This is a genomic window from Wolbachia endosymbiont (group A) of Cephus spinipes, from assembly GCF_964026895.1.
Classification (GTDB): Bacteria; Pseudomonadota; Alphaproteobacteria; order Rickettsiales; family Anaplasmataceae; genus Wolbachia; species Wolbachia pipientis.
In genome coordinates this window covers 1,265,281-1,281,380 of sequence record NZ_OZ034713.1, presented here as the reverse complement: position 1 = coordinate 1,281,380, position 16,100 = coordinate 1,265,281, and the positions used below count along the sequence as shown (strand labels likewise).

Below are 16,100 nucleotides of genomic sequence, written 5' to 3'. Positions count from 1 at the left end.
TATTCAAAATATAAACGTGCTTGTATGCTATTATATATTAAAATTTTTTATAACATTACATGGCAAACATTAGAATAGAAGTTTTAAATAAATGCGAGCAAATTGGATGCAGATGGTTAGTCAACGTTTACTCGATTTACATACGCAAAGGATTACCATCCAAATTATATGAAGAAATTTGCGGGCTATTTTATAATAAAGTCATACAAGACTGCCGTTATTATTCCTACAATGAAAACCTTGAAGAAGTTCCGTATGATTTCATAGAACCACAAGCAAAGTGGGGCTTGGAAATAAGCTTCTTACCTGGCATGACCGATAATGTAGGCAACACAGCGAAACAAATTGTTAGAGAATATTTAATAAACAAGGACTACATTGATGAAAATGTTTGTATAAAAGCAAGAAGTTCAAAATTGATTCTAAGTCAAGCAACTGAAGATGATATAAAGCAAGAATTCAACCCTATCACTGAGTATTGCACGCTTGTTTATAAAGAAAACGGCAATTACTATTGGAGGCATTACGGTAAGTTAAAAGGCGTCATCCCAGTGCTTGACTACTTGGATCCAGAAAATTTCAAGCAATTGTATAATGAAAACTGGATTCCAGTGTCAAGCACTGGAATGACAGAGGGGGAAACAGGAATGACAAAAGAGAGCACTGGAGTGATATCAAGTAGTAATGGGGCTAAGTCTGTTAACCTAAATGTAAGTGACCAAGAACTTGAGAAAATCAGCAGAGATGGAATCGATGGTAATGGCACTTTAGGGCTCTCTCTGGCAGCAATGAAAGCTATAAAGGATTACTTTAAAAAACTTAATAGAAATCCATATGATATTGAACTTGAGTCTCTGGCACAGACTTGGTCTGAACATTGTAAGCACAATATCTTTTGCTCTCCCATTGATGAAATAAAAGATGGCCTATACGCACATTATATCAAGCGTGCAACGCGTGAGATAAATTCTGACATATGTGTGTCAGTTTTCTCTGACAACGCAGGAGGAATAATTTTTGATGACGATTACTTGATTGTAGATAAAGTTGAAACCCACAATAGCCCTTCAGCTCTTGATCCATTTGGTGGAGCAATGACCGGAGTGCTTGGAGTTAATCGTGATGTAGTTGGTTTCGGGAAAGGCGCGGAGCCTATAATGAATACCTATTACTTTTGCTTTGCCAAAGAAGCAAAAGGCAAATTTTATAGGGATAAAGAGCGCACTGATGAGATCTTACCGCCAAAATATATAATGAAAAAAGTGATCCATGGTGTTAATGTTGCTGGTAATTGCTCTGGTATTCCAACACAACTTGGATCGGTATATTTTGACGATAGATTTTGTGGCAAGCCGCTGGTTTTTGTTGGCAGTGTCGGAATTATTCCGCGCAACATAAATAACGCACCTTCACACATTAAAGGACCAAAAAATGGCGATAAAATCGTAATTATTGGTGGAAGAGTTGGAAGGGACGGAATTCACGGCGCAACGTTTTCCTCAGAGGCTTTGTCGGGAAACAGCCCTTCAACAATTGTGCAAATTGGTGACCCCATAACACAAAAAAAACTATCCAATGCCGTCATAAGAGCAAGAGATCTTGGTCTTTATAATGCAATAACGGATAACGGAGCAGGTGGTCTATCATCGTCTATTGGTGAAATGGGAAAAGACGGATTTGAAGTTGATTTGAGCAAGGTTCTCCTTAAAAACGATGGTATGGCTTCGTGGGAAATATGGATATCAGAATCACAAGAGAGAATGACCTTAGCAGTGCCAGAAGAAAATCTTCCTATGTTTAAGCAAATTATGAAAAAACATGATGTGGAGGTTTGTGTGATTGGAGAGTTCAATGAGAGTGGTAAAGCTGTTGTTAAATGTCCTGAAGGGAAAGTAATAATGGACATCGAAACTGAATTTCTGCATGACGGTAATCCTAAAATGCATTTACAGACAAAGCCGTGGACTGGAGAGTGGATAGCTACTTGCATGACACCAGACCGAGCTTCTGAGCTCCCACTTAGTTCAATAGATGTTGAACTAAAAGAAATGCTGAGCAGACCAAACATATGCAGTAAAGAGTTCATAGTGGTGCAATATGACCATGAGGTTCAAGGGTCGTCAGTGCTGAAACCACTGCAGGGCAAGGGAAGAGTGTGCAGTGAAGCTATTGTTTCAAGGCCAATCCTTTCTTCAAATAAAGGTGTTGTAAAATCGCAAGGGTTTGGCTCGAGTTATGGGGAAATTGACACTTACCATATGGCAGCATGTGCGATCGACACTGCCATACGTAACTATGTAGCCGCAGGAGGAAATATAGACCATCTAGCGTTGCTCGATAACTTTTGCTGGTGTGACGCTTATAATCCAGAAAGGCTATGGCAGCTAAAGAGAGCTGCAGAGGCTTGTTATGATTACGCAACCGCATTTAAAGCACCATTCATATCCGGAAAAGATAGTATGTTTAACGACTTTAAGGGATATGATGAAAATGGCGAGAAAGTGATGATATCTGCACCACCTTCATTACTCATTTCAGCAATTGGAATTATAGAAAATATTGAAAATGCGGTATCGCTTGATGTGAAAATGCCGGGAGACTTAATATACGTGCTTGGAGAAACACTTGATGAACTTGGTAGATCTGAATATCAGTTATATAGTGGAATAGGTAATAACAACGTACCAAAAGTTGATGCAAAGAGCGCTAGGAAGTTGTATGAGCGTTACAACCAAGCAATAAAAGATGGCATAATTGCCTCTGCAATTGCACCAAACTTAGGCGGATTAGTTATTGCTCTGGCAAAATCGCTAATTGCAGGAGACCTTGGTGCTGAAATCGATCTTTCACTAGTGCCAATAGGAAAAATACAAAATACAGACATAATAAACAAGATAATAATGTTTTCTGAATCGCAAAGTAGAATTTTGGTTACTATTGCACCACAAAATCAGAAGAGGTTTGAAGAATTGTTTGAAGGTGCAGTTTATTCATGTATTGGCAAAGTAACAGAGAAAAAGGTGCTAAACATAAAGGATGTTTTAAAAGTAGATCTGAAAGATGTGGCATGCTAATATAAAATATTTTTCTTATTATGCTAAATAACTCTTTTACTATATGTAATGTTTATTTAGAATGAATGTATGTTATTAATTTTGGGTAGGTAATTATGTCTATTTTATCGATACTCCTGTTTATCAGTCTTTCTTTACTCAACACTTCAAATAAATTGATGATATGTGCTGCCTTATTTGTGGGAGCTGCTTTAGTTGTAAATTCAATGGTTGAATTTTATGGCAGAAGCAAAGCTACGTACAACTTAATAGTGTGTATAGCGCTATGTTGTGTTTTTAAATGGCAAAGTTTTAATTTGATGATATTGATTTCATATACTGCAATTTTAGTATCTCTTCTCTCAAGCATAATTATTTTTGAAAAATTGAAGTCCAAGTTGAATTTTCATATGGCAAATTTCATTACTTTAATTATAGCATCAGTGGTTGATAGTGCCGTTGTATGTGTTGGATTACTATACAAATTTTCTGCAGGTAAATGCTTATCAATATACATTAGAGATTTAATTTTTAAGTTTTCTTATGTGTCAGTATTGAGCATCTGCTTGTTTGTAGGAATGTATTTATTTTGCTTGGCGAACAAGAAGTATTTTAAGATTTCCACATAACCTGTTTTCTGATATAGCTAAACTGACTTTGGGTCCTGGGGGTGTATTTGGTGGTCCTAATACGTAACAACAGTTTAGAATTTATAGGTAGCCTAAACCCACAACTGTACAAACACTATGATTTGAGCCTATCAGGGGGGTGTCATTCCAGTGCCCAGACACTGGAATCCAGAAAAAAGAATGGTGTCATCCCAGTGCTTGACACATAGCTGTACGAACATTCATTTTTGAAGGTAAATTGCACAGCAAATGGTGTCATTCCAGTCTGGAATCCAGAAATTTTGCTTATAACTGAGCTGATGAGCTAAAGGTAGTTGTCTTACGCTAAAACAAACGTTTTTAATTAAGTTGCATAGAACCAGTGTCTGGGCACTGGCCCACTGGTGGGAATTGCTCCTAAACTACAACGTTCGTACAGCTATGTGCTTGACACTGGGATGACATCATAGGGGCACTGGCCTACTTAACCGTCATACCGTCGCGGTATCTCAGCCGCTAACAAGTAGCGGAATGACGATTTATCAAACGCTGCTTAATTCTCCGTAACAGTTGAAAAAATCAATAGAAAATCAATATATCACTATAAATTCACGTATTTTGAGGCTATAATGGTTAATACGCTATATGGTATAATATGGACGATTTTATCAGAGTTAAGGGCGCAAGGGAACATAATCTGCAAGGTGTAGACGTCAATATACCGAAAAATAAGCTAGTTGTTATAACTGGGCTAAGTGGTTCTGGCAAGTCTAGCCTTGCATTTGATACGATTTATGCAGAAGGCCAACGCCGGTACGTTGAAAGCCTGTCAGCTTACGCGCGTCAATTTCTCAACATTCAGGATAAACCAGATGTTGAGTCGATTACAGGTCTCTCTCCTGCAATATCTATCAACCAGAAATCGATCTCAAAAAATCCAAGGTCAACAGTTGGAACTGTTACCGAAATTTACGATTACTTGCGCTTAGTATATGCACGAATAGGAGTTCCTTATTCACCTGCAACTGGATTACCAATAACAAAACAAACGGTGTCTCAAATTGTAGATACTATAATTGCGTTACCTTTAGAAACTAAGATATATATACTTGCCCCTGTTGTGCGTGGTAGAAAGGGAGAACATCTTAAAGAGATATTGGAAATTAAAAGACAAGGTTACGTAAGGTTCAAAATAGATGGTGAAGTGTACAATGTAGATGACTTGCCTAAACTCGATAAGAACAAGAAACACGACATTTTTGTGGTTGCAGATAGAATATCAATATTGGGCGATATAGGAAATCGACTGCCAAGTAGTATAGAATCCGCACTAAAACTTGGTAATGGTCTAATGTATGTAGAAATAGTAAACCTACCTGACAACCATCATTCCGAGTATAAAAATGGTCAAATTCTGACTTTTTCAGAGAATTTTGCATGCCCCGAGTCTGGTTTCACTCTTGAGGAAATAGAACCAAGATTATTTTCTTTTAACAGCCCTTACGGTTCATGTGGTTCGTGTAATGGGCTTGGTAAAAAGCTGGCTATTGATGTGAAGCTGATAGTGCCAGATGAAACTCTTTCAATATCTGAAGGCGCTTTAAAGCCAGTGGGATCAATGTTCCGTCAAGTGCACACAGGTTATGGATTTTTAAAAAGTGCAATTCTATCACTGGCTGAAAATTGTAAATTTAGCCTTGATGTTCCGTGGAAGAACATAGATCAAGAAGTAAAAGATATGATACTCTTTGGCTTCGGTAAATTTCAAGGTTTGGTCAGTATCTTAGAAAACCAGATGGATTATGATGAAACGCTTGTTGAGCGATATTGCTCTGTTACTCACTGCAGAGAATGCACTGGCTATAGATTGAGAAAAGAAGCGCTTACAGTAAAAATTGATAGCAAACATATAGGTGAAATATCAGGGCTTAGTATCGATGAATCCCTTAAGTGGTTTGAAAATTTGCCAGACAAGCTCACAGAACAACAGAAGCAAATCTCAAATAAAATACTAAGTGAAATAATCAAGAGGCTAACATTTTTAAAGAATGTAGGGTTGAATTACCTAACGCTTGATCGAGAATCTAGCACTCTCTCTGGCGGCGAGAGTCAGAGGATCAGACTTGCTTCGCAAATTGGCTCAGGATTAACGGGGGTTTTATATGTTCTTGATGAACCCTCGATTGGCCTTCATCAATGTGATAATGATCGGTTAATTGCCACACTAAAAAACTTAAGAGACATGGGTAACACTGTAATCGTTGTTGAGCATGATGAAGATACAATAATGGCTGCTGATTATGCGATTGATATTGGTCCTGGAGCTGGCGTAAATGGTGGAAAAGTTGTTGCAGAAGGAACACCAGACCAGGTGCAAAGAAATTCGGGGAGCATAACAGGGCAATATTTGAGTGGAGAGAAAAAAATTTTAATTCCAAGGAGAAGAAAGCAAGCAACTCAGTTCATAAAAGTAATAAATGCATGTGAAAATAACTTAAAAAATGTGAACGTTAAATTTCCTATAGGGAATCTTATTTGTGTTACTGGAATATCAGGAGGGGGAAAATCAAGTTTAGTCATAGAAACGTTATATAAATATTCAGCACATAAGATACATCATTCGTCTGCAAGGTATGGTCAGTGTGATAGAATAGAAGGCCTTGAATATATAGATAAAGTTATAGAAGTTGATCAGTCGCCAATTGGTAGAACTCCTGCGTCAAATCCAGCAACATATGTTGGTATGTTCACTCATATAAGAAATTGGTTTGCAGGTCTTTCGGAGTCAAAAGCAAGGGGATATAATATAGGCCGGTTTTCATTTAATACCAGAGGGGGAAGGTGTGAGGCTTGTAAAGGTGATGGGCACTTAAAGATAGAGATGCATTTTCTACCGGACGTTTATGTGAAGTGTGAGCAATGTAAAGGGCGAAGGTATAATCGGGAAACATTGGAAGTTACTTATAAAGAAAAATCAATCTCTGATGTGCTTGATATGACGATAGATCAAGCTTGTGTTTTTTTTGAAAACCTTCCAATGGTAAAAGAAAAGTTGGTTTCTTTGCAGGAAGTGGGACTTGGCTATATAAAACTCGGACAGTCGTCAACAACGTTGTCTGGGGGGGAAGCACAACGAATAAAGCTATCTAAAGAGCTATCAAAACGATTTACCGGAAGAACATTGTATATTCTTGATGAACCAACAACTGGATTACACTTTGAAGATATAAATAACTTACTAAAAATACTCCATAGATTAGTCGATCTGGGAAACACTGTTATAGTTATCGAGCACAATTTGCACGTTATAAAAACTGCAGATTATATAATAGACATCGGACCAGAGGGCGGAATAAAAGGCGGAGAAGTGATTGCTACTGGAACTCCAGAAGAAGTGGTAAAAATTCCAGAAAGTGTTACAGGCAGGTATCTTAAAACATATTTATTATAAACTATTTCTTAATCATTATTGACTATGTTGCATATTTATGATTTGGAGAGGGTAATGTCAGTATATCGATACTTTAAAAGGTACGTTGAATATGGAGTTGTACCTGCTAAGAGAGCAGAAGATTGCACACTAGTTCCAGAAAGTAGTTTCTATAAGTCCGTACATTACGTTGATAATGTGCTAGGACCTGTGAAAGATGTAATTTGTGGAGTTGAGAGTAAAGATGATTATAACAAGTATTATAAAAACAATGATAATTGTGAATACGTGGGTTACAGAGCAGAGAAAGTGTATTCATTGTGTGCACTGAGTGCTATTTTAGCAGCCAACATAATATTGCAACCTTTATTTTTGATAGTGGCATGTTTGTCATACTTTCCAGTCAAGTTATTGTCAAAAATAACAGGGGACTATTGTTTTAAAACGGATACAAAATCATTCGTTAATTATTCAAACATATTTTTAGAAATGGGGCAAGATTGTGCTAATGCAGTAGCTAGAGTATTTAACAAGATTGTAAGTTATGCTTGCGCTGCTATCATTTGGGCTGCCGCGTCAATCATAACGCCACTTGTGTGGGCTTGTGACAAAGTGCAAAGTAAGTTGAGTGAAGTACAGAAGCCAGAAAAACATCAATTTTTATCTAAGGATAATTCAAAGACTACTTCAGTCAATGGTATACCACAAACTGAGTTATAAGTTCTGCTTTTCAGCAGCATGAACTATATTGAAATGGAATAAAAAGTGAAAGAGTGTAAGCTTAAGTTACTTTAGCTATACTATATAAATTATTTTATAATATATTTAATGAGTTGTGAACCTTCTCTTACTAAAAAAAGCTACAAATCTCATATTTCCAAGCGTATGCGTAAGTTGCGAATGTATCATTGATGAAAATCTTAATCTGTGTAGTGAATGCAACAAAAAAATCAATTTTCTAACTAAGCATTACTGCAATGTTTGTGGCGTAGTAATCTCAGACAATATTTATACGTGTGGTAAGTGCATCATCAATCCTCCACCGTTTAAAGTATTAAGATCAGTTTTTGCTTATGATCAACATAGTAAAAACATGATTATAAATTTCAAATTTTTTGATAATTTGAATTACGTAAAAATCTATGCAAAGTGGATACACCAAGCTAATCAGGATACGTTTCAGAACGCAGAGGTCGTAATTCCTATACCGTTACATAAAATGCGTTTGTTTAAACGTAAATATAATCAAGCAGCACTGCTTGCAAAAGAGTTGACTAAGTTATCCAATTTATCCTATACGCCATTTGCAATAAAACGTCCTCGCCATACTATCCCTCAGGCTGGTCTTTCACTTAAGCAGCGTGAAAAAAATTTAAAGAAGGCTTTTAGCATAAGCAACAAGAAAATTATCGAAAATAAAATCGTGATATTAGTTGACGACGTAGTAACAACTGGAGCAACTGTAAGGTCCTGCTCTCAAGAAATTTTAAATTCTGGTGCAAGAGAAGTGAGAGTGCTATCGCTTGCAAGAACGGTAGCATGTTAAAACGTGATTTTTAATAACCTCAACATCACTGAATTCAAAAGTTTGGCCGCTCACGATTTGGTATCCTTCATGCCCCTTTCCTGCAACTAGCAGAATCATACCCTCATTATAGGCAATATCTACTCCTTTCTCTATAGCTTCTCTTCTATCTTCTATCTCTAGCGCATCAGGGCAATGTAGTAAAATACCACGACGAATTTCTGCAGGATTCTCATCACGCGGATTGTCATCCGTGATTATCACTTTGTCTGCATATATTTGTGCTACTTTACCCATTTCTGCGCGTTTTGTTTGATCACGATTGCCACCGCATCCAAAAACTAGAACTATTTTTTTATTGAAGTGCCATTTTAAAGACAATAGGGCTTGTTTAAGCGCACTTGGAGTATGAGCGTAATCCACGAATGCAAAAGGTTTCACTTTCTCCATTCTTCCTGACGGGAAAATGAGTTTATCCACACATATTTCTCTGTAATTTAATCCAGATATACCAATTGCACATAGCAGATTATATGCTTGAAATTTTCCTAAAACTGGGAAAAATGTATTGTAAATTTGGTTATCAACTTTTACTGTAAGGTATTGACCACTTGGAGTTGGTATTTGCTCTAATAAAGTAATATCAGAGCCTTTTTTTCCATAAGTCACAACTTTATTACTGCGTTTTTCAGCTATTTTAAGCAATGCGCCGTATTCATCTATATCCGCATTTAAAATCGCTGTTTTTCCTTCTGGTAATACTTCGTAAAATAACCTTTTTTTAGTTTCTAAATATCCACCAAGACTTTTATGGTAATCTAAATGATCTTGCGAGAAATTAGTAAAAGCTGCAGCACTCAACTTTAATCCATGGATTCTGTATTGATCAATCCCATGACTTGATGATTCCAACACTAAGTGTTCTACACTTATACCACGCAATGTTGCGTAAAGGTCTTCTGCACCTGGAGTGGTAAGGCTGTTGCTATTACCTTTTCTGCCATTATTGATGCATGTTCCAATTGTTCCAATAGACGCAGCATTATAGCCAGAGTTTTGCCAGATCTGGCGGCAAAATTCTACTACTGAAGTCTTGCCATTTGTGCCTGTTACAGCAGCAACATATTTTGGCTGTTTGAATTGATAAAACCTGCTGACTATTTCGCTGTATATTTCTTGAGGGTTTGGGTGGAAGATACAGATTCCAGCATCACGCGTTGGAATGATACCAAGGCTTGAAGCTTCTGTTATGCAATCACTTGCAATTATCGCTTTAGCTCCACAAGATAATATCTGATCTATGTAAATCCTATCCCTTTCTGACACACAAACAAAAAGATAACCTTCCTTGATTTTCTTGGGATTACATGTGACGCCTTTGATTTCAATATCAAAGTTAACATCAATAATGTTATGCAGTAATTCTCTCAGTTTCATGTCCTACTTCATCGTTTTGAAAGTCTAAACATGGTAACCTTTTTAGTGCGTCATTAAGGTCAAAGATTAAATCTTCAGGATCTTCCAGTCCACAAAATATCCGTATAAAACTTCCACCATAATCTGAATTCATTACAGATCTTGACATAGATCTACGATCTATTGGTAATATCAAACTGTCGCACCCTCCCCAAGAAGCACCGATACCAAAAATTTTCATGTGATCAACCATGCAGCTTAGTTCTTCACATGAATATTCTCTACCCAATACTATACTGAATACGCCGCTTGCTCCTTTAAAGTAACTTTTCCATAATTCGTGTTGAGGATGGGAGGGAAGTGCTGGATATAAAACCTTTCTAACTTTTTGCTGTGCTTCTAGCCACTTTGCCACTTCCATTGCTGTATTTTGGTACTTTTTCATACGTGTGTGCAGTGTTCTTAGTCCCCTATGTGCAAGATAACAGTCGTGCGATTGAATGGTTACTCCATAATTTTTATAGCTCTCATAAAGCAATTTAAAAATTTCACCTTCAGCAATCATAGTCCCCATCAATAAATCTGAGTGACCGGCTAGATACTTTGTTACCGCATATAGTGCAACATCAATTCCATAATCAAGCGGCTTAAATAACAAAGGAGTGGCCCATGAATTGTCGCAAACGGTTACGATTCCACGTTCTTTAGCAACTTTTACTATATGCTCTATATTCGAAATCTCAAACGTTACAGAACCAGGAGTCTCGATCATTATCAATGAAGTATTACTCTGAATTAAATCAGTTATATCCTGTGTTGGATCATAAAAAGTTACTTCTATTCCCCTGTTTGGTAACTCATTTTCGGCAAATCTCTTGAGTCGGTAATAACTGTTATCCTGAATTAAAACATGAGAACCTGCTTTAGTGAAAGTCAAAATAGCAAAAGTAAGTGCAAATAGTCCGGAAGGAAAAATAAGCGCTTGTCCACTCCCTTCAATTTCAGCCAGTGCATTTGAAAAATAATGAACAGTGGGAGTACCAACATTACTATAGCTGTAATCTCTTGCAACATCATCGTTGATTACATCGTATATACTTTCTCCATTTGCTGCATTTAAGTAGTCCTTGTAAGTAGGGAATAATATGGTAGAAGAATGATAAACTGGCGGGTTCATAGAACCTTTATAGTCCTTAAATTTTCTTCCTGCTTTAACTAATAAAGACTCTTCCTTCACATTTTTATTATTTATTTTTTAAATTGTACTCGTTTTGCGTATACAAGTGAAGAGAAATTGCATGTATTAGCTCTATCTCACTCTTTAATAATTCATAGATCAATTTATGCCTTTTGAGAGTGTTCATTCCGATAAAGCTGTCAGATATCAATATTAGCTTGATATGTGAAGGTAGTGTTGAAGATGAAGCAAAATAATGATCAGCATGCTTTGCTGATTCATCGATAATGTTGATATCAATTACATCTATCGAATCGTGTATCTTTTCTTCTATCGTTTTAATAATATTCATAATGGTTTCTTTAAGCAACAATATGCTCCTCTTGTCATCCCAGTATCAGCTACTTGGATGACAATCGCAATTACTTATTCTCTTCTTTATTATCTATGTCTTGATAATCAGAATCTACTACTTTTTCCTCTTTATCATTTGGATTTCCTTCTGATGAAAAGCCATTTTCAGCACTATTTTGTTGAGATGCTTGATACATAGCTTCTCCAAGTTTCATAGATAATTGAGAAAGATTAGTGACTTTCTGCTGTATTGAATCAGCGTCATCAATGTTATCAGATTTACTAACTTCTTTTAATTCGTTAACTGCATTTTCAATAGCAGATCTATCTTCTGGTGAAACTTTATCACCATACTCTGTCAGAGACTTTTCTGTAGAATGGACTAAGCTATCCGCTTGATTCTTCACTTCAATAAACTTTTTGCGCTTTTCATCTTCTTGCGCTTTTTCTTCAGCTTCTTTTACCATGCGATTTATTTCATCATCAGATAAACCGCCTGAAGATTGAATGCGTATTTTTTGCTCTTTTCCAGTAGCTTTATCTTTTGCAGAAACGTGTGCTATTCCATTTGCATCTATATCAAATGTCACTTCAATTTGTGGCCTTCCGCGCGGAGCAGGAGGTATCCCTTCCAAACTAAACTGACCGAGTAGCTTATTATCAACTGCCAGTTTTCTTTCACCCTGATGCACCTTAATTGTAACAGCTGTTTGGTTATCTTCTGCAGTTGAAAACACCTGAGATTTTTTAGTAGGAATTGTAGTATTACGCTCAATAAGTGGAGTGAATACTCCTCCTAGAGTTTCAATACCAAGAGAAAGTGGGGTCACATCAAGTAGTAACACATCTCTTACATCACCTTGAATGATCCCCGCCTGTATTGCAGCTCCAATTGCTACAACTTCATCAGGGTTAACTCCTCTATGTGGATCTTTGCCAAAGAATTCTTTAACTTTCTCTATGACTTTTGGCATACGAGTCATGCCACCAACAAGAACCACTTCGCCAATTTGACTAGCAGATAAACCAGCATCCTCAAGAGCTTTTTTACAAGGAGCCATAGTTCTTTCGATTAAATCATTCACTAAGCTTTCAAGTTTTGCTCTCGTTAATTTCATATTTAAGTGTTTTGGACCACTTGCATCAGCTGTAATAAACGGTAGATTTATTTCCGTTTCCATTGCACTTGATAATTCAATTTTCGCTTTTTCAGCAGCTTCTTTGATTCTTTGCATAGCCATTGGATCATTTTTCAAATCAATGCCATTACTTTTCTTGAATTCATCTAGTAAATAACTCACTACTCCATTATCAAAGTCTTCACCTCCAAGATGGGTATCACCGTTTGTTGCTTTCACTTCGAAAACTCCATCACCTATTTCAAGTATTGAAACGTCAAATGTACCACCACCAAGGTCATATACTACTATTGTGTGCCCATGTTTCTTATCAAGACCATAAGCAAGTGCTGCAGCAGTCGGTTCATTTACTATTCTGAGTACATTTAATCCGGCAATTTTTCCTGCATCTTTTGTTGCTTGACGTTGAGAGTCGTTGAAGTATGCTGGCACTGTTATCACAGCATCTTTTACTTCCTCTCCAAGATAAGCTTCTGCTGCCTCTTTCATGTTTTGTAGTATAAATGCACCAATTTGACTAGGAGAATATTCTTTATTATCAGTTGTTTTAACCCATGCATCACCACTTTTTGCTGCAAATACTTTGTATGGTACACTTAGATTTTTCATCTCAGGATCACTATATTGACGGCCTATTAATCTCTTAGTAGCAAAAAAGGTATTACTTGCATTGGTGGTTGCTTGCCTTTTTGCTGGAGCACCAATCAACCTTTCTCCTGAAGAAGTCAATGCAACTATAGATGGAGTAGTTCTTGCCCCTTCTTTATTTTCTATTACCTTTGTATCCTTGCCCTGCATTATTGCAACACAAGAATTTGTTGTTCCGAGATCTATGCCTATTGCTCTTCCCATAATGAGTACCCCATTGTAAATATTATCTGATATAAGAATATATAAGTATAGGGCTCATTAATTACAAGCCCAATTTAGGTTTCTAATTAGTTATTAGAACTTAAAAGGCGCGAAAGCCACTTAGTCAGCCAAAAATTGCCTCGTAGTTTATTTGAATTATCAGCTTCTTCATTGCTGCTATCCCCAATTTGGTATCCAGAGTTCTGTAATGGCTTATAACCGTTTAAATTAACATCATCTCCTTGTTTTAAAACAAATGTATTTACATCTAAACTGTTATCAATACTAACGTTCAATGTAATATTAAACTCTTTTTCGATTGTAGAAACTGTATTGCGTTTGTTATTAAAAATGTGCGCTATAACTGCACTGTGTGCTACTAAATCAAAAGACTTATTTCGATTCTTGTTAGCAATATGTTGTAAATCCCTTAGTATTGATGAAACAATTACTTCGTTTGATTTTACTCTTCCAGTACCTTTGCAGTGTAAACACTCTGTAGTATTAATTTCTTGTATGTTTGGTTTAATTCTTTGTCTTGAAAATACCATTAAACCAAAGTCATTTATGTAGCTAAATTGAACTTTAGCTTTATCATCTTTAAACGCTTGCTTTATAGCAGACTCAACAGCTCTGCAATACTGATATTTCAACATATCAATAAAATCGACTACTATTAATCCTGATAGGCCCCTAAGATTCACCTGTCTTGATATTTCAGGTACTGCTTCCATGTTGGTTCTATAAGCTGTTTCTTCTATGCTATCTTCTCCTGTCATCTTTCCTGAATTTACGTCTATTGAAACAAACGCCTCAGTTAAAGTTATTATCAAAGACCCACCAGATGGCAATTCTACTCTATTGCTATATAACTCAGAAATTTGATCTTCGATTCCGTAGTAAGTAAAGATCGGAGCATAACCTCTATACAATCTATAGCGCAACTTACTACCTTTTAGTGCATTGTTAGCATATTGCCTAACTGCCTCAAAAGCTTCCTTTCCAGACACTATAACTTCTATACCATCGCTACAAAAATCACGAACAGATCTCATAATTACATCTGCTTCATTGTAAATTAATGATGGAACGTTTACAGAGAAGGCATTTTTTTGAATGCTCTGCCATAATGAGGATAAGTAATTGTAATCCTGCTCAATTTCTTTCTTATTTTTTCCTGAACCAACAGTTCTTACTATTAAACCTGACCTTTTTGGCAAGTTTATTGAACTCAGTATCTCCTTTAACTGCTTTCTGACATTAGCATCTTCAATTCTGCGAGACACTCCACCTTTACTCATGGAATTTGGCATGAAAACACAGTATCTACCCACTAAAGTTATGTATGTTGTAAATGAAGCTCCTTTATTGCCTCGTTCCTCTTTAGTTAGCTGAACCAATACTTTTTGATTTACTGAAATAACATCTTGTAATTTGTATTTTTTATATAAAGGTACCTCTCTTACAAAACCACTACCTGACTCGTTGACATTCTTACTAGCTGCAGAATCTGAAGAGACATTTGCTATGGTATCGTTCCCTTTTTCTGTATAATCGTCATTTGAGTAGCTCTCAAAGATAGTTTCCTTTTCTTTTTCTGGAATATTGAAGTAATCTAGAGATATCTCGGAAAAAGACAAAAAACCTTGCTTATTTTTTCCATATTCGATAAATACGGCTTGCAAAGAAGGCTCTATACGCTTTATATAAGCAACGTATATATTACCTCTTAATTGTTTTTTTTCCTTGAATTCTTGTTCAAATTCTACAACCTTATTATTAACTGACAAGGCAACTCTTACCTCATTAGAACAGGTGGAATTTTCTATCAATAATAACCTTTTACCACTATTTACCACTTATTTACCGTTTGCTTTTCATTCTGAAGTTAACTTCATGCTACTTAATGCACTGTTGATTGTCAAGAATTTTACGATCTGCATTATTCGGTTGACTTTTAGTGTTTTGCGTAATAAACTCGCATAGAATTTATTATATCATTATAAGTATGGCGAAAAAAAATGCTTCTTTGCTCGTTAAGTTAGTTAGCACTGCAATCAAGACAACAAAAACTGGTGAAGAAAAATCAACAGGTTATTTTTATGTAAAAAAGCGTAATCCAAAAAAGCTTACCAAAAAACTGGAGTTTAGGAAGTATGACCCAGTAGTCAGAAGGCATGTGTTATTTAAAGAAGAAAAACTAAAGTAATTTTTTTATAAGGGATTTTATTATTATGCAAAATTTACAATTAAGTTATCCTATAATAGTAGAGTTGGGGGATGTGAAAGATACAAAACTGAAATTAATAAAGGTCATTGCACAATTAATAAGTAAGAAGTACACAACACAGAAAAAAGCAGCAAACGCTCTAAAGATTGATCAACCTAAAGTATCTCAAATCAATAGGTCAAAAATCGAAGGGTTCTCCTTAGAATACTTGCTTAACTTATTGATTGTATTGGGCCAAGACATAAACGTAAGAATAAAGCATAATTCTAAACCTGCATAATATGTAAAGGACAAATAAATGCAGAACAATAAAACA

The 16,100-nt window shown here is 36.1% G+C and carries 12 protein-coding genes; 7 read left to right on the top strand and 5 right to left on the bottom strand.

The window, feature by feature from the left end; translation table 11 throughout:
• Window positions 1–59: 59 nt before the first annotated feature.
• The 5 genes from AAGD59_RS06100 (at window position 60) to AAGD59_RS06080 (ending at window position 8,637) form a co-directional block, all read left to right on the top strand.
• Complete coding sequence (locus AAGD59_RS06100) at window positions 60–3,074, top strand: AIR synthase-related protein (RefSeq protein ID WP_265027886.1); 3,015 nt, start codon at window positions 60–62, stop codon at window positions 3,072–3,074.
• A 95-nt stretch (window positions 3,075–3,169) separates the two neighbouring features.
• Complete coding sequence (locus AAGD59_RS06095) at window positions 3,170–3,682, top strand: hypothetical protein (RefSeq protein WP_015589273.1); 513 nt, start codon at window positions 3,170–3,172, stop codon at window positions 3,680–3,682.
• Between the two features lie 634 nt (window positions 3,683–4,316).
• A complete protein-coding gene (gene uvrA, locus AAGD59_RS06090; protein WP_341812917.1) occupies window positions 4,317–7,112 on the top strand; it encodes an excinuclease ABC subunit UvrA in 2,796 nt (931 codons plus the stop codon).
• Window positions 7,113–7,166: 54 nt separating this feature from the next.
• Entirely contained in the window at window positions 7,167–7,811 is a 645-nt protein-coding gene (locus AAGD59_RS06085) for a hypothetical protein (protein WP_141457257.1), read from the top strand.
• A 115-nt stretch (window positions 7,812–7,926) separates the two neighbouring features.
• Window positions 7,927–8,637, top strand: a complete 711-nt coding sequence (locus AAGD59_RS06080) for a ComF family protein (protein ID WP_015589276.1) — start codon at window positions 7,927–7,929, stop codon at window positions 8,635–8,637.
• On the opposite strand, the gene AAGD59_RS06075 is transcribed toward AAGD59_RS06080, so the two are convergent.
• The 5 genes from AAGD59_RS06075 to AAGD59_RS06055 form a co-directional block, all read right to left on the bottom strand.
• On the bottom strand, window positions 8,608–10,053 hold the full coding sequence (locus AAGD59_RS06075) for a Mur ligase family protein (protein WP_265027887.1): 1,446 nt from the start codon (window positions 10,051–10,053) through the stop codon (window positions 8,608–8,610). The genes AAGD59_RS06080 and AAGD59_RS06075 overlap by 30 nt on opposite strands.
• The gene (gene metC / locus AAGD59_RS06070) at window positions 10,028–11,269 is read right to left on the bottom strand and encodes a cystathionine beta-lyase (protein WP_012673299.1); all 1,242 of its coding nucleotides are present in this window, start codon (window positions 11,267–11,269) and stop codon (window positions 10,028–10,030) included. Before metC ends, AAGD59_RS06075 begins: the two co-directional genes overlap by 26 nt.
• A 7-nt stretch (window positions 11,270–11,276) precedes the next feature.
• The gene (locus AAGD59_RS06065) at window positions 11,277–11,561 is read right to left on the bottom strand and encodes a BolA family protein (RefSeq protein ID WP_341812916.1); all 285 of its coding nucleotides are present in this window, start codon (window positions 11,559–11,561) and stop codon (window positions 11,277–11,279) included.
• Between the two features lie 70 nt (window positions 11,562–11,631).
• Window positions 11,632–13,554 carry a molecular chaperone DnaK gene (dnaK, locus tag AAGD59_RS06060; protein ID WP_012673300.1) on the bottom strand — a complete coding sequence of 641 codons (1,923 nt, stop codon included), beginning with the start codon at window positions 13,552–13,554 and terminating at the stop codon, window positions 11,632–11,634.
• Window positions 13,555–13,640: 86 nt separating this feature from the next.
• Entirely contained in the window at window positions 13,641–15,413 is a 1,773-nt protein-coding gene (locus AAGD59_RS06055; protein ID WP_007549119.1) for a ribonuclease E/G, read from the bottom strand.
• A 149-nt stretch (window positions 15,414–15,562) separates the two neighbouring features.
• Between AAGD59_RS06055 and rpmG the strand changes: the two genes are divergently transcribed.
• Both rpmG and AAGD59_RS06045 read left to right on the top strand, forming a co-directional pair.
• The gene (rpmG, locus tag AAGD59_RS06050; RefSeq protein WP_015589280.1) at window positions 15,563–15,763 is read left to right on the top strand and encodes a 50S ribosomal protein L33; all 201 of its coding nucleotides are present in this window, start codon (window positions 15,563–15,565) and stop codon (window positions 15,761–15,763) included.
• Window positions 15,764–15,788: 25 nt separating this feature from the next.
• Window positions 15,789–16,064 (top strand): helix-turn-helix domain-containing protein, encoded by a 276-nt coding sequence (locus AAGD59_RS06045; protein ID WP_010082632.1) that lies wholly within the window; start codon window positions 15,789–15,791, stop codon window positions 16,062–16,064.
• Window positions 16,065–16,100: the final 36 nt, after the last annotated feature.